The sequence below is a fragment of the Paracoccus alkanivorans genome (assembly GCF_003697785.1).
GTDB lineage: Bacteria > Pseudomonadota > Alphaproteobacteria > Rhodobacterales > Rhodobacteraceae > Paracoccus > Paracoccus alkanivorans.
In genome coordinates this window covers 314,251-334,251 of the sequence record NZ_QOKZ01000005.1, presented here as the reverse complement: position 1 = coordinate 334,251, position 20,001 = coordinate 314,251, and the positions used below count along the sequence as shown (strand labels likewise).

General features: G+C 60.7%; 21 protein-coding genes and 1 tRNA gene. 15 read left to right on the top strand and 7 right to left on the bottom strand.

The window, feature by feature from the left end; translation table 11 throughout:
- Positions 1–271: 271 nt before the first annotated feature.
- On the top strand, positions 272–499 hold the full coding sequence (locus C9E81_RS23690) for a glycoside hydrolase family protein (RefSeq protein ID WP_425010648.1): 228 nt from the start codon (positions 272–274) through the stop codon (positions 497–499).
- A 544-nt stretch (positions 500–1,043) separates the two neighbouring features.
- A complete protein-coding gene (locus C9E81_RS14975) occupies positions 1,044–1,256 on the top strand; it encodes a hypothetical protein (RefSeq protein ID WP_122113152.1) in 213 nt (70 codons plus the stop codon).
- A 71-nt stretch (positions 1,257–1,327) separates the two neighbouring features.
- Here the strand turns inward: C9E81_RS14975 and C9E81_RS14970 are convergent, their stop codons facing one another.
- The gene (locus C9E81_RS14970; protein ID WP_122113151.1) at positions 1,328–1,603 is read right to left on the bottom strand and encodes a bacteriocin immunity protein; all 276 of its coding nucleotides are present in this window, start codon (positions 1,601–1,603) and stop codon (positions 1,328–1,330) included.
- Positions 1,600–3,000, bottom strand: a complete 1,401-nt coding sequence (locus C9E81_RS14965; RefSeq protein WP_122113150.1) for an HNH endonuclease family protein — start codon at positions 2,998–3,000, stop codon at positions 1,600–1,602. The genes C9E81_RS14970 and C9E81_RS14965 overlap by 4 nt, the downstream gene beginning before the upstream one ends.
- Before the next feature lie 460 nt (positions 3,001–3,460).
- Here C9E81_RS14965 and C9E81_RS14960 point away from each other — a divergent pair, with 460 nt between their 5' ends.
- Positions 3,461–3,709 (top strand): hypothetical protein, encoded by a 249-nt coding sequence (locus C9E81_RS14960; RefSeq protein WP_122113149.1) that lies wholly within the window; start codon positions 3,461–3,463, stop codon positions 3,707–3,709.
- A 226-nt stretch (positions 3,710–3,935) separates the two neighbouring features.
- Here C9E81_RS14960 and C9E81_RS14955 read toward each other — a convergent pair whose 3' ends face one another.
- The 4 genes from C9E81_RS14955 to C9E81_RS14940 form a co-directional block, all read right to left on the bottom strand.
- Complete coding sequence (locus C9E81_RS14955; protein ID WP_122113148.1) at positions 3,936–4,184, bottom strand: hypothetical protein; 249 nt, start codon at positions 4,182–4,184, stop codon at positions 3,936–3,938.
- A gap of 297 nt (positions 4,185–4,481) precedes the next feature.
- Entirely contained in the window at positions 4,482–5,588 is a 1,107-nt protein-coding gene (locus C9E81_RS14950) for a calcium-binding protein (RefSeq protein WP_122113147.1), read from the bottom strand.
- Positions 5,589–5,928: 340 nt separating this feature from the next.
- Positions 5,929–6,120 (bottom strand): hypothetical protein, encoded by a 192-nt coding sequence (locus tag C9E81_RS14945; protein WP_122113146.1) that lies wholly within the window; start codon positions 6,118–6,120, stop codon positions 5,929–5,931.
- Positions 6,121–6,319: 199 nt separating this feature from the next.
- A tRNA-Thr gene (locus C9E81_RS14940) sits at positions 6,320–6,394 on the bottom strand.
- A 131-nt stretch (positions 6,395–6,525) separates the two neighbouring features.
- Between C9E81_RS14940 and C9E81_RS14935 the strand changes: the two genes are divergently transcribed.
- The 11 genes from C9E81_RS14935 (at position 6,526) to C9E81_RS14885 (ending at position 16,149) form a co-directional block, all read left to right on the top strand.
- A complete protein-coding gene (locus tag C9E81_RS14935) occupies positions 6,526–6,765 on the top strand; it encodes a hypothetical protein (RefSeq protein ID WP_122113145.1) in 240 nt (79 codons plus the stop codon).
- A 1-nt stretch (position 6,766) separates the two neighbouring features.
- On the top strand, positions 6,767–8,038 hold the full coding sequence (murA, locus tag C9E81_RS14930; RefSeq protein ID WP_122113144.1) for a UDP-N-acetylglucosamine 1-carboxyvinyltransferase: 1,272 nt from the start codon (positions 6,767–6,769) through the stop codon (positions 8,036–8,038).
- A gap of 3 nt (positions 8,039–8,041) precedes the next feature.
- Positions 8,042–8,518 carry a DUF2948 family protein gene (locus C9E81_RS14925; protein ID WP_122113143.1) on the top strand — a complete coding sequence of 159 codons (477 nt, stop codon included), beginning with the start codon at positions 8,042–8,044 and terminating at the stop codon, positions 8,516–8,518.
- Between the two features lie 44 nt (positions 8,519–8,562).
- Positions 8,563–9,075: a GNAT family N-acetyltransferase gene (locus C9E81_RS14920; protein WP_166461925.1), complete on the top strand. Its 513-nt coding sequence runs from the start codon at positions 8,563–8,565 to the stop codon at positions 9,073–9,075.
- A 50-nt stretch (positions 9,076–9,125) separates the two neighbouring features.
- Positions 9,126–9,788, top strand: a complete 663-nt coding sequence (gene nth, locus C9E81_RS14915; protein WP_122113141.1) for an endonuclease III — start codon at positions 9,126–9,128, stop codon at positions 9,786–9,788.
- Complete coding sequence (locus C9E81_RS14910) at positions 9,785–10,798, top strand: adenosine kinase (protein WP_122113140.1); 1,014 nt, start codon at positions 9,785–9,787, stop codon at positions 10,796–10,798. Before nth ends, C9E81_RS14910 begins: the two co-directional genes overlap by 4 nt.
- A 314-nt stretch (positions 10,799–11,112) precedes the next feature.
- Positions 11,113–12,351: a Hint domain-containing protein gene (locus tag C9E81_RS14905; protein ID WP_122113139.1), complete on the top strand. Its 1,239-nt coding sequence runs from the start codon at positions 11,113–11,115 to the stop codon at positions 12,349–12,351.
- 250 nt (positions 12,352–12,601) lie between these two features.
- Positions 12,602–13,864, top strand: a complete 1,263-nt coding sequence (fabF, locus tag C9E81_RS14900; RefSeq protein WP_122113138.1) for a beta-ketoacyl-ACP synthase II — start codon at positions 12,602–12,604, stop codon at positions 13,862–13,864.
- Positions 13,864–15,045 carry an endolytic transglycosylase MltG gene (gene mltG / locus C9E81_RS14895; protein ID WP_208021193.1) on the top strand — a complete coding sequence of 394 codons (1,182 nt, stop codon included), beginning with the start codon at positions 13,864–13,866 and terminating at the stop codon, positions 15,043–15,045. The genes fabF and mltG overlap by 1 nt, the downstream gene beginning before the upstream one ends.
- Positions 15,046–15,348: 303 nt before the next feature.
- Entirely contained in the window at positions 15,349–15,606 is a 258-nt protein-coding gene (locus C9E81_RS14890; RefSeq protein ID WP_122113136.1) for a YjhX family toxin, read from the top strand.
- Positions 15,607–15,711: 105 nt separating this feature from the next.
- The gene (locus C9E81_RS14885; protein ID WP_122113135.1) at positions 15,712–16,149 is read left to right on the top strand and encodes a hypothetical protein; all 438 of its coding nucleotides are present in this window, start codon (positions 15,712–15,714) and stop codon (positions 16,147–16,149) included.
- 147 nt (positions 16,150–16,296) lie between these two features.
- Here the strand turns inward: C9E81_RS14885 and phaZ are convergent, their stop codons facing one another.
- A complete protein-coding gene (gene phaZ, locus C9E81_RS14880; RefSeq protein ID WP_243698671.1) occupies positions 16,297–17,646 on the bottom strand; it encodes a polyhydroxyalkanoate depolymerase in 1,350 nt (449 codons plus the stop codon).
- A 512-nt stretch (positions 17,647–18,158) separates the two neighbouring features.
- Here phaZ and phaC point away from each other — a divergent pair.
- Positions 18,159–19,919, top strand: coding sequence for a class I poly(R)-hydroxyalkanoic acid synthase (gene phaC / locus C9E81_RS14875; protein ID WP_243698678.1), 1,761 nt, complete (start codon positions 18,159–18,161; stop codon positions 19,917–19,919).
- Positions 19,920–20,001: the final 82 nt, after the last annotated feature.

Below are 20,001 nucleotides of genomic sequence, written 5' to 3'. Positions count from 1 at the left end.
GATACAAATCCGCTGCGCCGTCATGAACCGTTACACAGCTCTCGGCACGCCCATGACAATGGCCGTAGGATAAGTCTGTCCAAGAAAAGGGGAACTATACCCAAAGCTCCTTTTGCGCAACAAAGCCCCAGGTGGACCCTAGCCCGTTCTAGCCCGGCCCACGCCACCGTAAGGCCGCTGGCGATGGTCCAGACGGTATCGGCCGCCATTTCGGCTGGGATGGGCAAGGGAACGCCGCAGAGCGCCAGAACCATGAACACCCGGTGAATACTTGGGCAACGAAACTGCGGTTGGTGATAAAGACCGACCAACGAGGCCCGTTGCTGCCAGATCCGTTTGCGATCCTGTTGGCGAGTTGGACGGTTTCGGAAATCTCCCGAATGAGATTGAGCATGGCTTGCCGCGGTGGAACAGGGCAGGGGGAAAGGTGGTGCAGGGCCTCGTGAACCGCCGCACCGCCGAACAACGCCTGTGCTTATCTGCACTCGATGGCGAGTGATGGGTGGGTTTACACGCCGCTCACAATGCTTGTTCAGAGCAGCGCATCGTTTTGCGCGACCGTCCTGCAGGCGGCACGGTTGCCCTGTTTGCAGGACAGCCGGAGTTCTCCGAGGTTTGTGGCCCGAGGATCTGTGACTTTTCCGTTTGAGGATGAACATGCTGCCAACGCAGCAGTCAGGATAAAGAAAATCGCTCGTGTCATGTGTGACCTCTGAAGCTCCGGCTGCCACGTCAGCGGCGTAATATCATAACGCAGGCGCAAGTAAGCAGAGGCCCGTGCAGCTGGCAACGGCAAAATTAACGCAACACAGGCGGTCCATCGGGGCCGCTTTTTTCATGGAGATCACATCATGAGCATCATCGACAGCATCCAGAACATCCTGCAACCGATCATCGTGGACTATGCCACATGGCTCATCCTCGGGGCGCTTGGATGGTTCTTCCGCCGTCTGCCCGAACGCTGACGGATCGAAATCGAAGCCAAGCACCGCGAAGCGCTGCACCGGGCTCTCCATAGCGGTGCTGAACTGCTGATCGACACGTTGCAGAAACCCCCGGCTGTCGCCGTTCCGGATCGGGCGATCGGCGAGATCGTGGATTATGTGTGTATGTCGGTGCCCGGCGCAATCCGCAGGCTGGGGCCGTCGCAGGCACAGCTGGAACAGATGGCGCGGGCGAAGCTGCGGGAGCGGCTGGATGCCATCACCGGGCGGGATCGCTTGTCGGAGGCTCTGGAGTGCGCGGGGGCAATGTGAAGGCGCGCCGCGTGCTGCCCTATTGGTAGAATCGGGTGCGGCGGTGAGGTTCGTTCTGCAAGCTATTGCCGTCAGGCATCCTTGAAACTGGGCAGGCCGTTTTCGCGGCAGTAGCGCTCGATCTCGGTAACTACGCCTTCAGATGAATTATCGGCACCTTCCTCCGGCCAGAATAATAGATCACTACCGGACGGATGAGGAACTATTTCATTGAAGTGGCTGACAAAATCTCCATCTTCCTCATCGGTCCCCGCATGGGGGTCACTGATACGTTCGACGAGCGCCAAAAATTCAGCCCGCGTATACTCGGAAAGTGTAGGTTTTCTAAGTAAATCTTTCGCGGTCATTTTCTTTCCTCGACACTCTTGCGAGTATGTGCGCGTGGCGTCAGAACTTGCAGGTTGTCCATATCATAGACCGGCCCGCCTTTAAACAACGGCTCAATATGATCGAGTTCAAACCACACGGTTTTTCCCTGATGTTCGTGCCTTGGAGCAATCGGTGGCTTACCTGCGCGAAGACGCGGAAGATTCTTGATCTCGTCAAACTGCACCGCCAATTCCGCATCGGCTGCGACCTCCTGCCAGAAGCTTTCCCGAAAGTCATCAAAGGTGTTGAAGTCCCGCCCCGCCAGCTTGGCAGCGATCCGGTCGGGGATCGGCGCACCCGTGCCGGTGCGGATGCTCTCGCGCAGCCAGTCACCATCGATGCGCACTCCGGTCCCGGTCGCGATCCCCGGTGTCCTGCGCGCCAGCTTGGTGTCGATGCGTTGCCTGACTTCCGCGACGGTGAGCTTTCCGGCCGGTGCCGTCTCGGTAGCGAGGTCATCGGCGACAGCTTTTACCGCCCCGTCCCGCGCAGCCCTGTTCGCTATCAGCGTCCCCAGATTGCTATCTGCGAGATCTTCCGCGACATCCAGTGCCCGCAATCCCTTGGCGATGGCACCGGCACCAATGACGGTCCCGGCAGTTTCCACGCCCAGGATGGTAAGCTCGGCCTCCGCCTCCGCCCGCATCCGCGCGGATTCCTGCAACACCGAGAGATCCGCGTAGCCGTCGCGATAGGCCCGCTCCAGCGCATCGGCGGCGGCAAAGCGCGTCTCGTAGGATTCCGCCAGCGCCCTGGCCAGCGCCTCCGGGTTGTCGATGGCCTCCTGCGCTGCCGCCGCCAGCCCATCGGCGCGGGCTTGCAGATCGGCGCGTTGCCTGGCAGCATAATCGTTGGCGATCAGGCCGGTCACGTCCTCGATCCCGGCAACCGCCATCTCGTAACCGGTTTCGACCGCCTCCGCGACACCGTCAGCCATGTCGCTGATCCAACCGCCCGCCGCAGCTTGTCGCCCCTGCGCCTGGCCAAGCTGTATGGCCACATCCTCCCGCATTCTTTGCATGACAGGATCTTCGAGAGGCGTAGCCCTGACCTGAGCGGCGGCTTCGGCATCGGCCGCCGCCGCGCGGCTCTCCGGCGTGCCGTTGAAACTGTCCAGCCCGTTCATCGCCCGGTCCACGGTATCGGGGTCGTCATTCGGATCCAGCGTGTCCGCCGCGCCCTGCAGCGCGCCGGGAGCATGCGCGGCCATGCTGCTGCGGACATTGGCTCCGGCCATCGCCTCGGATGTGCGCGCTCCGGCCTCGCCCAGACTCTTGCTGTCCGCTGCGCGGCCCGTCGCGTCAGCGCTCCCGTTTCTGCCGCCCTTGCCGGCGGAACCCGCGCCATCCGCCTCGGAACCGGAATCGCCCGCCATGATTTCCTCCACCGAAAGCCATGTAGATCGGCGATCAGGCTAATCGGCGGAGACGACAGGCAGGTGACAAGGTGATTGCGGGAATGAAACGCGATCCGCTCTGCCCCATTGGTGGAAACAGGCAAGGCCGTAAGCGGGATACTCAAAATGAGACAAATGCCTGACTTGACACCCATATTCCCATCCGGCACCGTGCGGCCATCGCTTCCAGCTTCGGAGATGTCGCGCTGAGCAGGCTGCATAGGCAGCCGATCACATCAGCATTCGTACCCGCCCATGTCAGTCATGAGGCGCGTGATGAGGTTAATTTAACGCATTTTAGAGTCGATGGCTGTGAAGAATCCATGGGTCTGATCGGTGATCAGAACCGTGTCAGACGAAAGCGATGTCCGATCTTGAGCCGGTTCCATGGATGCCTTCTGTTATTGAACTGTTGAGCAAACCATCCTGGAGATAAATCATGCAGAGTACCTCAACCGAAATGCGTTCCCTGACCGATGCAGAACTCGACGCTGTCGGAGGCGGTGGCTTGGGAGATACCCTGACGGGTGTCGTTGACGCTGCCGTGAACACCGTAACGGGAATTGTTGGCGGTGCCACGGATGTTGATTTACCTTCCGACCAAGACAGTGCCACCGTCACCATCGATGCCACGGTGACTGTTTTCGGAACCAAGATTCCTGTTCCGGGCCTTGAAGTGGGGATTTGATCAAGGAACCCTGTGCGCAATGACTGGGGGCAGACGGCGGGGTCAAATGCTTGCAACTCCCTGCCGTCGGGCATCGAGTTTCCGGGCTACGATGCCTGAACGGTCATAAAGTGCGTGCTGAACAGAAATTCTATGCGTCCGATTGCTTGTGTAAAATTACTCATCGCAGGATCGAGAATCACGAAGCGCTTCGAAGAAATTCATTCAGCATTTCAATAAAGTTGGATTACGCTTTCCGGTGCAGCTTGTTTCTCGGCAACCACACCAGGAATTCTGCGACCGTATCCCTTTCCAATGGGTCAGGGATCGCGCCACGAGCTGCACGACCGATGTAGATGTGCAATTCATCCGGGATGAAGACGATCGACCAAGCCTCCTTGCCGTTCGCTGCGATAATCCTTGATAGCACTTCCATGCCGATACCTCCCATCTGCTCTTCGCGCAGTAAGATCACAGGCAGCGTATGATCTCTCAATCGCGAGATCTGGGGATTGACGATCCTCTTTCCGACCAGCGGCCTGCGGTGATCCGCCGTCTCGGTCCCACGTAGACGCAGTTAGAACAGATGGCCTGGGCGAAGCTACGGGAACGGTTGGACGCGATCATCGGGCGAGATCGCCTGTCAGAGGCGTTGGCGGAAGCAGACGCGCTGTGAAGGCGCGCCGGGTTATGCCCTTTGGTGAAAACGGGTGAGGCGGTGAGCTCAACTGTTCGCCTCACCGTGCACCATTCTCGCCGATCGCCGGCTAGGCCGGGCTCGATGCATTGATTATTACCAGAACTCGATGTCGTCAAACGTACTCAGTTGATCGGCGCTAGCACCCGATACGAAAAACGTATCCCCAGTTGGCGTCAAAGTAATCAGTGTGCCGTTTTCATTTTCAGAAAAAGTAACGTCATCAGGGGTTATGTCATAGTAATTGCTTCCAGATATTATGATCGTATCTACACCCACCTCAAAGTCATTAATTATATCGTCGTCTAAATAGGCGTCATCCGAGCGGTAATTCCAGAAAAACATATCGGCCCCGTCTCCACCTGTTAGTGTATCGTTGCCCTCATCGCCTGTAAGGCTATCTGCTCCGTTTCCTCCCTCCATTCGGTCATTTCCGGCAAACCCTTCGATATCATCGTCACCCGCAGATCCGCGTATTGCATCATCCCCCAAATGTCCCCATAGGAGGTCGTTTCCGGTTCCTCCAATTAATAGATCCTGTCCAGGTCCACCATTCAAATAATCATCGCCGGATTTGCCAAATATTGTGTCGTTTCCATTCATTCCGTTAAACGAATTTGATTTGTGATCACCGGTTAGATGGTCATCCCATTCGCTAGTAAAGGCGCCATGAAAACCGGAGTAGAAGTCCCCATCTGCGTGACCACCAGACGCAGTCCCGTTTGCCAGGTCAATTGTGACTGCGATGGGGCTATCCTGATAGTCAAGCCAGTTTTCCCCCGCCCCTCCGAGCAGCGTATCAGCCCCAGCACCACCCGATATTTGATCATTACCGAGGCCGCCATGAATTAGATCAGTTCCGTCATTTCCATATAGGACGTCGCCAAAATCTCCGCCGGAAATGGTATCCATTCCGTCGCCGCCGTATATCCGGTCAGTTCCGTGGCCCCCGTACAAAGCATCATGACCAAGGCCGCCGTAGATATAGTCAAGTCTGGCTTCTCCGTGGATCCGGTCATCGCCCTCACCCCCAAACAGCGAGTCATGGCCCCTGCCGCCGTAAATGGTGTCGTTGCCTGCAAGGCCATTTACGATATCATATTCTTGCCCAGGATTGTCATAAGCGTAGACGCGATCGGCGCCTGCGGTGCCATCAATGGAATCGGAACCCCAGGTTCCGCGAATTACCGTATCTGCAGCCATGATTTCCTCACAAATTTTGGGTTTCGCGTGATCTCGGGCGTTGAACCCTAAGTATACGGCATGCCCAAATTCCAGGTAGGTTTTTTTGTCCCCGAGATCAGGAGGTTGCTCTCCTCGCCGCTTGGGAAGTGGGGGAATCGACGTCAGGAGCTGGCGACCTGGCCTTTGGGGGCCGGGATGATGCGATCGAGAACGCCAAGGATCGGGCGATAGTGACCAAGGCCCGGTGCGGGTTATCGTGCATGATGGGCAGGGGCATGCCGAGGAAGAGTGGGTAGAAGAGGGATAGAAGCCCTTCTATCAGCGCGATGACCTGGAGAGCGCCGGGTAACCGAAACCTCTATGCTTCGATCTCTTCCGCCAGCTTTTCGAGCTCGGCGATCGTGGCATCACAGCTCGTGCCGGGCTTTGGGAACTTCTCTCGCTGGCGGCGATAAAATTCCCGTTGCTCGCCCAGCTCTTCGATCGGATAGGAAACCAACCAATACCGGCCGATCAAGGTGAACGTCTTGTCGTCGTGGGTCGTTTTCATGGGGTGGTATTGTCTCAGCTTCCTGCAAACTGCAACGTCCCTTCGACAGGCTGCCACACGTGAATGAACCAAGAACATACTGTACCGGATTTGTACGGATGCCGTCCGTTTTCTGCCGATATGTTCACGTAAAATTCTGCATCGAGAAGATTTGCAGAATTCATGTTGTTGGTTACGACTCTGAAATATATAGAATTTCTGGTGCTGCGAGAGAGGATTGAACTCTCGACCTCTCCCTTACCAAGGGAGTGCTCTACCACTGAGCTACCGCAGCGCCGTGCAGGGCGTTTAGACAAAGCCGAGCATTCGCGCAAGGGGGGCATCGCAAAAATCCCGGAGCTTCCTGCCGCAAGGATCGTTACGGCATCGCTGGACTGTCGCGCGTGGGGGCGGTAACAGGATCGGATGGCAGATCGGTCGAAAGACAGGCGCAGGCCCGGCAAGGGCAGGAACGAAGGTGAGGCCGGTTCCCGCGAGGACAGGCTGCGCGCGGCATTGCGCGCCAACCTGGCCCGCCGCAAGGCGCAGGCGCGGGCCCGTTCGGATCGGAATGCGCCGGATACCGGGAACAACGAGGCCGGAAACAACGAGGCCGGAAACAACGAAGCCGGCGGCGGCAAGGATACAGGCGGAGACGACAGCTAGAATGGACCAGATCATCGTTCAGGGGAACGGTCCCCTGCAGGGGGAAATCCCGATCGCGGGGGCAAAGAATGCCTGCCTCACGCTGATGCCCGCGACGCTTTTGACGGATCAGCCGCTGACGCTGACCAATGCGCCGCGGTTGTCGGATATCCGCACCATGACCGTGCTGCTGCAAAGCCTCGGCGCCGAGGTGGCCAGCCTGCAGGATGGCAAGGTGCTGTCGCTTTCCAGCCATGCGCTGGACAGTCATCGCGCCGAGTATGACATCGTGCGCAAGATGCGTGCCTCGATCCTCGTGCTGGGGCCGATGCTGGCGCGGGACGGGCGGGCCGAGGTCTCGCTGCCCGGCGGCTGCGCGATCGGCGCGCGGCCGGTGGACCTGCATCTCAAGGCGCTTGAGGCGATGGGGGCCGAATTGGACCTTCGCGACGGCTATGTCTATGCCAAGGCGCCCTCGGGCGGGTTGCGGGGTGCGGTGGTCGAATTTCCGCTGGTCTCGGTCGGCGCGACCGAGAACGCGCTGATGGCTGCAACGCTGGCGCGTGGCACCACCGTGCTGAAAAACGCCGCCCGCGAGCCGGAGATCGCTGATTTGGCACGTTGCCTGCGCCGCATGGGCGCGCAGATCGAGGGCGAGGGGACGGAGACGATCACCGTCCAGGGCGTCGATTCACTGGGCGGGGCGACGCATCCGGTGGTGACCGACCGGATCGAGTTGGGAACCTATATGCTGGCCCCCGCCATGTGCGGCGGCGAGGTCGAGTTGCTGGGCGGCCGGATCGACCTGCTGGCGGCGTTCTGCGAAAAGCTGGACGAGGCCGGGATCAGCGTCGAGGAAACTCCGCGGGGGCTCAAGGTCGCGCGCCGCAATGGCCGGGTGCGGGCCGTCGATGTGACGACCGAGCCCTATCCGGGCTTTCCCACCGATCTGCAGGCGCAATTCATGGCGCTCATGTGCCTGGCCGAGGGGACCAGCACGCTGGAAGAGACGATTTTCGAGAACCGTTTCATGCATGCCCCGGAACTGACCCGGATGGGTGCGCAGATAGAGGTGCATGGAGGTCAGGCCAGGGTCACCGGGGTCGAGGAATTGCGCGGCGCCCCGGTCATGGCGACGGATCTGCGCGCCTCGGTCAGTCTGATACTTGCGGGAATGGCCGCAGAGGGCCAGACCACGATCAGCCGCGTTTATCATCTCGATCGTGGTTACGAACATGTCGTGCGCAAGCTGCGCGGCGTGGGTGCCCATATCGAGCGCGTGAAAGAGGAGTGAGGAATGGTGGAAGACGCCCGTTTTGCCGATGCCGATCCGCGCCCGATGGCGTTGAAGGCCGAGGACGAGGCCGATCTGCGGATAATCTCGTCGCTGGTGCAGGACGCGATCCTGCCCGCCTCGGAGATCAGCTATGACGCGCAGGCCCGGCGCCTTGCACTGCTGTTGAACCGTTTCCGTTGGGAGGATGCCGAGCAGGCGCGGGCCGAGGGGCGGGGATTCGAACGGGTCAGGGCGCTTCTGGTGGTCAATGACGTGCTGGATCTGCGCAGCGACGGGATCGACCGCGATGGCGACATGGTGCTGGAACTGCTGGCGCTGAGCTGGAAACCGGGAGAGGACGGCACCGGGCGATTGTCGCTGGAATTCGCCGGGGACGGCACGCTGGCGGCCGAGGTCGAATGCATCAATCTCGATCTGCGGGATGTGACCCGGCCCTATCTTGCCCCGTCGGGAAAGGCGCCGTCGCATCCCGAGTGATCTGGCCGGGTGATCCAGGTATTTATCGCAAAGAAGAAGCTGCCATGGTGAAAGTCTGGCGTCTTGATACCGGCCGCGCCGCCGAGTGGCGCGATATCCGGCTGGCATCGTTGCGCGATGCGCCCGAGGCTTTCGATGCGACCTTTTCGGAATGGCGGGACCGGCCGCTGACGGATTTCGCGGCGCGGCTTGAAGCGGTTCCGACATTCGCGGCGGGCGACCAGATCGGTCGGGCGCTGGCAGTGGCGTCATGGCAGGCGGGACTGGATCCACGGGATGCGCGGCGCGGCTGGCTGCTGTCGGTCTTTGCCCGGCCCGAGGCGCGCGGGCGCGGTTATGCCGAGGCGGCGATCCGGGCGGTTCTGCGGGATGCGGCAATGGCGGGAATGGGGTCGGTCGGGTTGCATGTGCTGGCGGCGAACCGGGCGGCACAGGCGCTGTATCGGCGCATCGGGTTTCGCGGCACCGGACGAGCGGGCGTGACCAACAGCCGGGGTGAGCCGGAAGTCGAGATGATCCTGCCGCTGGATAACGAGACGATTTCCTCCGGATTTTAGGTATCGGTAGCTTGCATTGCGGCGCGGGTAGGGTCAAAACACGCAGCGTCATGGTTCAATCACGCCGCCTGCCCCCTGCCTTGCCCTTTGCCGATCAGGTCGCGATCTTTTCTCGGCTGGCAGAGGCGAATCCGCATCCTGAAACCGAGCTGGAATTCACCAATCCCTATACGCTGGTCGTGGCCGTGGCGCTGTCGGCGCAGGCGACCGATGTGGGGGTGAACAAGGCGACCAAGGGGTTGTTCGCCGTGGCTGATACGCCCGCCAGGATGCTGGAACTGGGGCTTGAGGGCGTGACCGCGCATATCAGGACGATCGGGCTTTACCGGCAAAAGGCCAGGAACGTCATCGCCTTGTCGCAGATATTGGTAGATGAGTATGGCGGCGAGGTGCCCGATAGCCGCGCCGCCCTGATGAGCCTGCCCGGGGTAGGGCGCAAGACCGCGAATGTGGTGCTGAACTGCGCCTTTGGCCATCCGTCGCAGGCGGTGGACACGCATATCTTCCGGGTCGGCAACCGCACGCGGGTGGCTCCGGGCCGCGATGTCGACGCGGTAGAGCGCGCGATCGAGGATAACGTGCCGGTGCGTTTCCAGAACCATGCCCATCACTGGCTGATCCTGCATGGCCGCTATATTTGCCAGGCACGCCGCCCGCGCTGTGGCGTCTGCACCATCGCCGACCTGTGCCCTTATGAGGAGAAGACCCAATGACCACCCCTTATGTGATCGGCATCGGCAATGCGGTCATGGACGTGATCTCGCCCACTGATGATGCCCGGCTTCGGGAACTGGGTGTCGAGAAGGGCATCATGCAGCTGATCGAGCGCGAGAGATCAGAATTCCTGATGGCCGCGCAGGCTGACGATCACGGGCCGGGCCGGGCGCAGGCGCGGCTGGTGCCGGGTGGGTCCGTTGCAAACACGCTGGCCGGGATCGGGGCGATGGGACTGCGCACGGCCTTTATCGGGCGGGTCGCCGATGACAGCCTGGGCCGGACTTATGCCGAAAAGACTGAGAATGCGGGAACACGTTTCGTCAACCCCCCGGTCAGGGGCGATGTCCTGCCGACCTCGCGCAGCATCATCCTGGTGACGCCGGATGGCGAGCGGTCGATGAACACCTATCTGGGCATATCGACCGAGTTGGGGCCCGAACATGTTTCGCCCGAAGTGTTCGAGGGCGCCGGCTGGCTGTTCCTGGAAGGTTATCTCTTCGACAAGCCCAAGGGGAAAGAGGCATTCCTGAAGGCTGCGAAATGCTGTCACGAGGCCGGCGGGCTGGCGGGCATCGCCCTGTCCGATCCTTTCTGTGTGGATCGTCACCGCGAGGATTTCCGGCGGTTGGTGGCGGGACCGATGGATTATGTCATCGGCAATGTTCACGAATGGACTTCGCTTTATCAGACCGAGGATCTCGAAGCCGCGCTGAAGCAGGCCGTGGCGGATTGCGGCACGGTGATCTGCACGCGCTCGGGCGAGGATGCGATCCTGATCCGCGCGGGTGAGCGGGTTCTTGCACCGGTGCACAAGGTGGTGCCGGTCGATGCTACCGGGGCCGGGGACCAGTTTGCCGCCGGGTTGATCTATGGGCTCGCCAGCGGCGCGCCGCTGGAGATCGCCGGACGAATGGGCTGCATCGCTGCGGCCGAAGTGATCAGCCATGTCGGTCCCCGGCCCGAGCGGGACATCCGGGCGGATTTCCGGTCGGAAGGGCTGATCTGAGGCCGGGATACTTCTTTTAGCAAGCGATCTGGGCCTCGCAGAGATCCGCCATCGAGCATTTGCATGATGGGGGCGGCCGGCGGCTGGGCCATTGATCCCTGATTCCACGCAGGCGTTTCGCAGTGACGCTTCGAACAACTTAGGTCAATTTTAAGGTGAAAAAAAAATTTAATACAACCAGAAGTTGCCTTCTCTTGACTGTTAACCGTGATTCTGTTTTGCGTCGGATTGGTATTTCATATGCCGAATTTTCTCACTCGTCCGTTTCCGGGGGGGTGATTCATGGAGACCGATTTAAACAGTAGAGGCCTTATATGCCCGGAAATCACTTCCTGCTCACCATGACCGAGTTTGATCGTGAGCTCGCGCCCAGCTCTTCCTACCCGACGGAATACGCCACGTTCAAATTCAGGGCCGATTGGGAAAGCGAGACCGTCGAAGTCACCGCCGATGCCGCTGGCACGGAAAATCGGCTGCCCTATACCAACGATCCCGCCAACCCCTATAACAATACAGGGGAACAGGAGCCGCACGAATATGACAACGTGCCCGTTTATGTGGATGGCACGGAATATCTGGCCCAGAACATCAAGTACGAGGATACGGGCAACCAGGCCCCCTATTACACCGCTGGCGGGGGGACGAATTACATGTTCGTGACCTTCGAGGACGGAGAGCGGGTCTATATCCCCGGGACATGGAAATTCGCGGTTCTGCAGCCTGCGCAGAGCGGTTCCCAAGAGTTGCTGATCGAATTCGACCAGAACTTCATGGACAATCTTGGCACCGCGATGGATGAGCATGGCCAGCCTACTGGTCTGGATGCGGGATATACCTCCTCTGATGGGGAGTTTCCGCTGAACGGTGGCAGGGGTGCGCTTCTCGCATCGACCATCATGGATTCGGATAGTGGCGCGGCTTTCCCCTGCTTTGCCCGGGGTACGCTGATCGAAACGGATCGCGGCGCGGTGGCCATCGAGAAACTTCGGGTCGGGGACATGGTGCTGACCAGTGACAATGGCATGCAGCCGATCCGCTGGATCGGATCGCGCGAGTTGTCGAGCCTGGAGTTGCAGCGCAATCCCAAGCTGCTGCCGATTCGCATCCGCCGGAATGCATTGGGTGAGAACCGGCCGGCGCATGATCTTCTGGTCAGCCCGCAGCATCGCGTGCTGGTGCGTTCGAAGATCGCGCAGCGGATGTTCGGGGCAATGGAGGTTCTGGTCGCGGCAACGCATCTGCTGGACATCGACGGTATCGAGATCGCCACGGATGTCGCCGGAGTTGAATATTTCCACATCTTGTTCGACCGGCATGAGGTCGTCATGGCGAATGGCGCCGAAACCGAAAGCCTCTATACCGGCTCTGAAGCACTGAAGGCCCTGGGCGAGGCGGCGCGGAAGGAAATTTTCACGCTGTTTCCCGAACTGCGCAATGGTGGCGAAGCTGCGGCTGTACCCGTATCCGCGCGCCTATTGGGTAACGGCAGGGTGGGGCGCAGGATCGGGATGCGCCATGCGCGCAATAACCTGCCGCTGCTGACGGCAGGTTAAAGCGGGCGCTTTTCGGGCCTTGCCCGCGATATCCTGCAAGGCCCGCGCCCCGGCGATGCCGGGGCGCGGGCCTGTTGTTTCCGAGGCGATGGCCGGCCTGTATCGCTCTTGTCCCTTCTTCTTTGTTCAAATATCTTGCCGGCGCCGACGTGCGGGGCCTCCGAACTATGGGGTTCATCAAGCGGCGTTGCGCGATTCCGTGCGCCCGTGTATCAGGTCCGGAACGAGGATTTGCTTGAAGGATACGCGCATGCGCAGGGTTGTTGTCACCGGTCTGGGGATGGTCACGCCGCTCGCCTCGGGCGTAGAGGCGACATGGGAACGGCTTTTGGCCGGCAAGTCGGGGGCCGGACCGATCACGCGCTTCGATCCCAAGGATGTGGCGACGCAATATGCCTGCGAGATCCCGTTCGGCGACGGTAGCGACGGAACCTTCAACCCCGATGACTGGATGGCGCCCAAGGATCGCCGAAAAGTGGATGATTTCATCCTTTACGGCATGGCCGCCGCAGAGCAGGCGGTGAAGGATGCCGGGTGGGAACCCGAGGATGAAGAGGAAAGGCTCCGCACCGGCGTGATGATCGGCTCGGGGATCGGCGGATTGACCTCGATCGCCGAGACGGCGGTGCTGATCAAGGAGCGCGGGCCGAGACGGGTATCGCCCTTTTTCATCCCCGGCGCACTGATCAACCTGATTTCGGGCCAGGTCTCGATCCGTTACGGCTTCAAGGGGCCCAATCATGCCGTGGTTACGGCATGCTCGACCGGCGCTCATGCGATCGGCGACGCGTCGCGGCTGATCATGCTGGGCGATGCCGATGTGATGATCGCAGGCGGCGCCGAGGCGCCGATCAGCGAGATCGGGATTGCGGGCTTCAACGCCTGCAAGGCGCTTTCTACCAAGCGCGCCGATGATCCGCAGGCCGCAAGCCGCCCCTATGACGAGGACCGCGACGGTTTCGTTATGGGTGAGGGCGCCGGGGTCGTCGTTCTGGAGGAATATGAACACGCCAAGGCGCGCGGCGCGAAAATCTATGCCGAGGTGATCGGCTACGGGCTGTCGGGCGACGCCTATCACATCACCGCGCCCGCAGAGGATGGCGATGGCGGTTACCGGGCGATGCAAAACGCGTTGCGCAGCGCCGGGATCGGGCCGGAACAGATCGATTACATCAATGCGCATGGCACCTCGACCATGGCCGATACGATCGAGCTTGCCGCGGTAGAGCGGCTGATGGGGGAGAGCGCGAAAGATGCCGTGATGTCCTCGACCAAGTCGAGCATCGGCCATCTGCTGGGCGCGGCGGGCGCGGTCGAGGCGATCTTCTGCGTGCTGGCCATCCGTGACCAGATCTGCCCTCCTACGATCAACCTGGATAATCCGGCCGTTCAGCCGAAGCTGGATCTTGCCGCCAATGCCGCCGTTCGCCGCAAAGTGAACGTGGCCTTGTCGAATTCTTTCGGATTCGGCGGTACCAATGCCAGTCTCGTGCTGGGAAAGGTTGATGGATGATCTGGCGCAATATCGCCTCGAATTTCTTCACGCTGCTGGTCGTGTTGCTGATCGCCGCTGCGGCGGCGGTGGCCTGGGCGAAGCAGCAATTCACCGGGCCGGGGCCGAGCGAGATCGCGCAATGCGTCGAGATCGCGCCGGGGGCCAGCCTGAACGCGGTCAGCAAGCAACTGGCCGAACAGGGGGCGATATCCAACGCTTATATCTTCCGTGCCGGTGCTGATTACATGGAACAGGCGCGCAATCTGCGTTTCGGCAGCTATCTGATGCCGCCCCGCGCCAGCATGGAGGACATCGTCGGGACGATCACCAGGGGCGGACCCTCGACCTGCGGGACAGAGGTGATCCTGCGCATCGGGGTGCGCGAAAACACCATGCTGTTGCGGGACATCAATCCCGAGACCGGCGTCTACGAGGAACGCGCGCGTTACAATCCGGCTGTCGAGGAAGCACCCGAGGCGATTGCAGCGGCAGAAGACAAGAAGGACGTCCGGTTGCGCCTGACCATGGCCGAGGGAGTGACGAGCTGGCAGGTGGTCGAAGGATTGAAAGCCGCCGATTTCCTGATCGGCGAGATCGGCGAGATGCCAGAGGAAGGCAGCCTTGCCCCCGATACCTACGAGATCGAGAAAGGCGAGGAGCGTGCCGCGATCCTGACGCGGATGGCCGAACGGCAGGCAGCGATTCTGGCCGAGGAATGGGAGGCGCGTCCCTTCGGCCTGCCTTACGAGACTCCGCAAGAGGCGCTGATCATGGCTTCGATCGTCGAAAAAGAGACAGGGATCCCCGAGGAGCGCCCGCAGGTTGCCAGTGTCTTTGTCAACCGGCTGGAGCAGGGCATGCGGCTGGAGACCGACCCGACGGTGATCTATGGCATCACCGATGGGCAGGGGGTGCTTGACCGCGGGTTGCGCCGGTCCGAACTGAACCAGATCACGCCTTACAACACCTATCGCATCGACGGGCTGCCGCCAACGCCGATCGCCAATCCGGGCCGTGCCGCGATCCGGGCCGCGCTGAACCCGGCACAAACGGACTACCTGTTCTTCGTGGCCGACGGCTCTGGCGGGCATGCCTTCGCGCAGACGCTGGACGAGCATAACGCCAATGTCGCCCGCTGGCGCGAGATCGAGCGGCAAAGGGGTGAGGCGGCGGATACGCCGGTGCAAGGCGGGGGGTGAAACCCGGCGTTCCTCGCGCGGATGAGACAATCCTCGCTGGTCCGCGACCTCGGACCAGGCGGATGGCTTGAGCAGTTTGAGAGGGCGAGGCATTGGGTCCGCCCCTTCGGCGAATCTTGATCCGTGGCGAGGCGCGTGCTAATCCGCTTGTTGCTCGGAATCTTGAGCGCAGGGAATTGTCGATGTTGGAGCTTGTGTAAAACCACAATCGCCTTGGGATGAAAGGGCGATAGTTGGCATCCGCAACCGCAGTGAGTCTGTGGTGTGCTGATGCATATGTGGTTTTGAAAACAGGCTACTTTCATGAATATCTCGAAAAATGAACAGCGCGTGCTGCACGCGTTGGCGCAGGGTGGGCGCATTACCTATCGGCGCGGACCAAACGGCCGGATCGTCGAAGCGCAGTGTTTCACGCGCGAGGGTTTCGTGCTTGCAAACTGCACGCTGGACGTGTTGCGGAAGCTGAGGCGAAAGCGTTTCATCGAGTCGAGATCCGGCAGCGCTTACCGGATCTCGGAACTCGGGCGGCGCAATGTCAGGGCGCAGCAGGACAATCGCTGATCCATATTTGACAAACCTCGCCTCTCGCAGCAGGCTGAAACGCGAGGGGCGGGCTTTGTCATGGCGCCTGTTGCGCCGGGCCGTGGCCCCGCAGGGAGAATGGTAATGAAACTGTCCGACATGTTTTCTAGCCTTGCCGAGAATGCCCGCTCTTTCGAAGCGCGGGTCAGCGAATGGCAGGAGCAGATGAACGCCCAGGGCGACGATATGATGGCCAGCGCCCGCAAATGGCAGGAAGCCGCCATGCAGCGCCAGGAAGAGCTGAACAGGCAGATGCAGGGCTATTTCGAGGAAGCGGGCGAGAATGTGCGGGCGCAGTGGGAGACCATGCAGGCTGCCTGGGAAGAGCAATTCCAGAACATGCAGAAAAAGGGTGAAGAGATGCGCTCGGCAGCCATGAAGAGCGGGAATTTCGCTGATTGGGCAGAGGCTTATGCTGCGCAGATGGTGTCCTTCGCGCAGAAGATGCAGGACGAGGCCGCCAATGCAATCGCCGCCGCGACTGAAGCGCGCGGCAAGACGGATGGCAAGAAGAAGGGGTGAAATCAGCCTTGCCTCTCAGGTGGAAGGGGGCATGATTTGCCCCCGTCCAAATACCAGCGTGGTCGTCAGTCCCGCTTGCGGGTCACTGCTTCGAAACACCTTCCGGCGACAGTCAGGGTCCGGCGTTACGGGAAACAGGAGACCAGATCAGACTGCGATCTTCCGGCTGTCGCTGACCGGGTCATTTATGCCGCAATCGGAGGATTTGCCGTTCCGGCTGCGGCGGCGCTTGCGGCGGGTTTCCGCAGGCATGGTCGAATGTTCATCAATGAAATCGAGGACCAACGGGCGAATATTCAGCCGCCATGATTTTCCGGCAAAGATACCGTAATGACCCGCCCCATCTTCCAGATGCTGGGCCTTCTTTGCCTCGGGGACACCGGTGCAGAGAGCCAGTGCGGCGACGCATTGCCCGGGGGCTGAAATATCGTCATTCGCACCCTCGACCGTCATGATCGCCACATCGGTGATCTTGCCGATATCGACTTGCTTGCCGTTCACCACGAAGCGGTTCTGGGCGATTTCCAGATTCTTGAAGATACGCTCGACCGTGGAGAGGTAGAATTCCGCGGTCATGTCCATGACGGCGAGATACTCGTCATAGAAACGATTATGCTTGTCGCCTTCGCTGGCGGTGCCGCGTGCTTCGTTGAAGATCTTGTTGATGAAGGCCCCGGCATGGGTCTCGGCATTCATCGCGATGAATGACGCCAGTTGCGCAAGGCCCGGATAGACCTTGCGGCCCGCGCCACGATATTTGAAGCCGACGGACTGGATCACCAGATGTTCGAGTTCCCCCATGGTCATGCGATTGCCGAAATCTGTGACATCGGTCGCGGCCGCGTCGGGATCGACCGGGCCGCCGATCAGCGTCAGGCTGCGGGGCTGGGCAGTGGGATCCTCTTCGGCGAGGATGGCGGTGGCGGCCAGCGCCAGGGGCGCAGGTTGGCAGACGGCGATGACATTGGTGTCCGGGCCCAGATGACGAATGAAGTCGACCAGGTAATTGGTGTAATCCTCGATGTCGAACTTGCCTTTGCTGACCGGGATGTCGCGGGCATTGTGCCAGTCGGTCACATAGACCTCGCAATCGGGCAGCAGCGAGGTCACGGTCGAACGCAGCAGGGTCGCGTAATGGCCGGACATCGGCGCCACCAGCAGCACCTTGCGCGGCCGTGGCTCGCGGCGGGCGACGCGGAAATGGATCAGGTCGCCGAAGGGGCGTTCCAGAACCGGCTCGACATAGACGATATGATCCTCTCCATCCTCACCGGAGATGGGCGGGATTTCCCAATCGGGCTTGACCACCATGCGGGCAAAACTGCGTTCGGTGACATGCCCCCATGCACTTATCAACCGAAAGCCCGGATGCGGGTTGAGAGCGAATATCGGATTGGAGGCGAAAGCGCGTGCCGTCGCACCAAGCCATTCATTGGTGTTCCGAATCGTTTCCATCGCGTCGTAGGAGACGATTTCCTTGAAACCCTTCATCGCCATAACGTCCACCTTTGCTGCGTCGCGGCAATCGGGACAGTCCCAAAGCGGATATCCGAAAGAACAAAACCCAACTTTACGCTGTGCCAATTCTGCGCGTATCATTAAAGTGTTATTAGGGGGGGAACCGGGGCATGGCAAGGCGCGCAAGCAATAAGATTAATTCGAATGCTGCCCAACGGGTAACTTCTGTTAAGCCTGACCCCTTGAAAACGGAGGCGGCCGGGGAGAGTGAATCGAAACAGAAGCGCCGCACCGCCGCGAAACCCGCGAGAGCCTCCACCACGTCAGAACCGGCCACAAAGACCGCCGCAAAGCCCTCCCGTTCCCGCAAATCCGCCAGCGCGACATCGGCGAGCCGCACCTCCCGAACGGAATCCGGCACCGCCAAGCCGGCGGCCAGACCCAAGGGCGAGCAGACCCGGTTGGAGCAGGCGGCCTCGGCCCGCGCCAGTGAGGCCGCCGGGCAGGGCACGAAGGCCACCGATGCCGGACATGATTTTCCCGGTCTCGCGATGAGTGCTCCCTCGGCACAGAAACTGGCGGAAAATGTCGAACGGATCGAAACGCTGAGCCGCCGGCTCATGGCGGCCCTGTCCGAGCGGCAGCCGCATAATCCCGGAGTCGAGGGACCGGGGCCGGATCTCTACGTGACCGCCGCGAACGCATGGATGAGGACCCTGACCGAGCAGCCCACCCGAATCATCGAGCAGCAGGTGAATTTCTGGGGTGAAACGCTGAAAAATTACGCCAATGCGCAGTTTTCGCTGGCCAAGGGGCATCCGGTCGCGCCGGAGGAGGGGCCACCGGCCGACAAGCGCTTCAGGAACCCCCTGTGGCAGAGCCATCCCTATTTCAGCTTTGTCAGGAAGCAGTATCTGATCAATGCCGATGCGATGAAGCGTGCCGCCGACGGGCTGGAACTGCCGGATGAAACCGCGCGCCGCCGGGTGAACTGGCTGACCGAGCAGATCGTGGACATGATGTCGCCCACCAATTTCCTGGCAACAAATCCGGACGCGCTGGAAAAGGCCATCGAGACCGAGGGCGAAAGCCTTGTGAGGGGGCTGGAAAACCTTGTTCGCGATGTCGAGCAGCATGGCGGCGAGATGATCGTCTCGCTGGCTGATCGCGAAGCTTTCATGGTGGGCGAGAATATCGGCACCGCCGCGGGCAGGGTGGTGCATCGCACGCCGCTTTACGAGCTGATCCAGTATAATCCGACCACCGACAGGGTGCATGAGACACCTTTGCTGATCTTTCCACCCTGGATCAACAAGTTCTACATCCTCGACCTGAAGCCTCAGAACAGCCTGATCCGCTGGCTGGTAGGGCAGGGGCATACGCTGTTCGTGGTCAGCTGGAAAAACCCCGATGCCAGCTATGCCGAGTTCGGGATGGAGGAATATGTCGCCGCCTACCTGGAGGCGATGGACAAGGTGCGCGACCTGACCGACCAGCGCAGGCTGAACGTGGTGGGCTATTGCATCGCGGGCACGACCCTGTCGCTGACGCTGGCGTTGTTGAGCAGGCGCGGTGACGACCGGGTGAACAGCGCCACCTTGTTTACCACGCTGACGGATTTCTCGAATCACGGCGAGTTCACGGCCTTCCTGCAGAATGATTTCGTCGACGGGATCGAAGAGGAAATCAGGCGTCACGGGTTGCTGAAAGCGCCGCTGATGTCGCGCACGATGAGCTTTCTGCGCGCCAATGACCTGGTCTGGGGGCCAGCCATCCGCAGCTACATGATGGGTGAGACCCCGCCGGCCTTCGACCTGCTGTTCTGGAACGGCGACAGCACCAATCTGCCGGGCAAGATGGCGATGCAGTATCTGCGCGGACTCTGCCAGGCCAATGATTTCGCGGGGGAGGGGTTCGAACTTTTTGGCCAGAAGCTGCGGCTTGCCGATGTGCAGGTGCCGCTTTGTTCGGTTGCCTGCGAGGGCGATCATATCGCGCCATGGACCGATTGCTGGCGCGGCGTCGCGCAGATGGGATCGGGAGAGAAGACCTTCATCCTGTCGGAATCCGGGCATGTCGCGGGCATCGTGAACCCGCCTGGCCGGGACAAGTATGGTCATTATACCGGCGAATCCGGCTTTGCCGACGGTGCCGAGGGATGGCGCGAATCAGCGACTCTCCACAAAGGAAGCTGGTGGCCATCCTGGGGCGAATGGCTGGCTGCGAGGGCGGGCAGGATGATCGACGCGCGCCATCCGGATGAGGAATGCGATCCCGCTCCGGGCAGTTACGTCCATGAGCGTGCCTTGTAACCCATTTGAGTATTTGAATTAAATTGACATCCCGGCATTTGGCATAGGGTTAAATGAAATTTTTGCTGCACTGCAGAAAAAA

Bases quoted from the DNA above. Each gene is read 5' to 3' on its own strand.
- phaC (WP_243698678.1), top strand. From the start codon at position 18,159: ATGAGTGCTCCCTCGGCACAGAAACTGGCGGAAAATGTCGAACGGATC.
- C9E81_RS14970 (WP_122113151.1), bottom strand. From the start codon at position 1,603: ATGACCGCGAAAGATTTACTTAGAAAACCTACACTTTCCGAGTATACG.
- C9E81_RS14890 (WP_122113136.1), top strand. From the start codon at position 15,349: ATGAATATCTCGAAAAATGAACAGCGCGTGCTGCACGCGTTGGCGCAG.
- C9E81_RS14945 (WP_122113146.1), bottom strand. From the start codon at position 6,120: ATGAAAACGACCCACGACGACAAGACGTTCACCTTGATCGGCCGGTAT.
- C9E81_RS14910 (WP_122113140.1), top strand. From the start codon at position 9,785: ATGACCACCCCTTATGTGATCGGCATCGGCAATGCGGTCATGGACGTG.
- nth (WP_122113141.1), top strand. From the start codon at position 9,126: ATGGTTCAATCACGCCGCCTGCCCCCTGCCTTGCCCTTTGCCGATCAG.
- C9E81_RS14965 (WP_122113150.1), bottom strand. From the start codon at position 3,000: ATGGCGGGCGATTCCGGTTCCGAGGCGGATGGCGCGGGTTCCGCCGGC.
- murA (WP_122113144.1), top strand. From the start codon at position 6,767: ATGGACCAGATCATCGTTCAGGGGAACGGTCCCCTGCAGGGGGAAATC.
- fabF (WP_122113138.1), top strand. From the start codon at position 12,602: ATGCGCAGGGTTGTTGTCACCGGTCTGGGGATGGTCACGCCGCTCGCC.
- C9E81_RS14960 (WP_122113149.1), top strand. From the start codon at position 3,461: ATGCAGAGTACCTCAACCGAAATGCGTTCCCTGACCGATGCAGAACTC.
- C9E81_RS14950 (WP_122113147.1), bottom strand. From the start codon at position 5,588: ATGGCTGCAGATACGGTAATTCGCGGAACCTGGGGTTCCGATTCCATT.
- C9E81_RS14920 (WP_166461925.1), top strand. From the start codon at position 8,563: ATGGTGAAAGTCTGGCGTCTTGATACCGGCCGCGCCGCCGAGTGGCGC.
- C9E81_RS14925 (WP_122113143.1), top strand. From the start codon at position 8,042: ATGGTGGAAGACGCCCGTTTTGCCGATGCCGATCCGCGCCCGATGGCG.
- C9E81_RS14935 (WP_122113145.1), top strand. From the start codon at position 6,526: ATGGCAGATCGGTCGAAAGACAGGCGCAGGCCCGGCAAGGGCAGGAAC.
- C9E81_RS14885 (WP_122113135.1), top strand. From the start codon at position 15,712: ATGAAACTGTCCGACATGTTTTCTAGCCTTGCCGAGAATGCCCGCTCT.
- C9E81_RS14905 (WP_122113139.1), top strand. From the start codon at position 11,113: ATGCCCGGAAATCACTTCCTGCTCACCATGACCGAGTTTGATCGTGAG.
- phaZ (WP_243698671.1), bottom strand. From the start codon at position 17,646: ATGGCGATGAAGGGTTTCAAGGAAATCGTCTCCTACGACGCGATGGAA.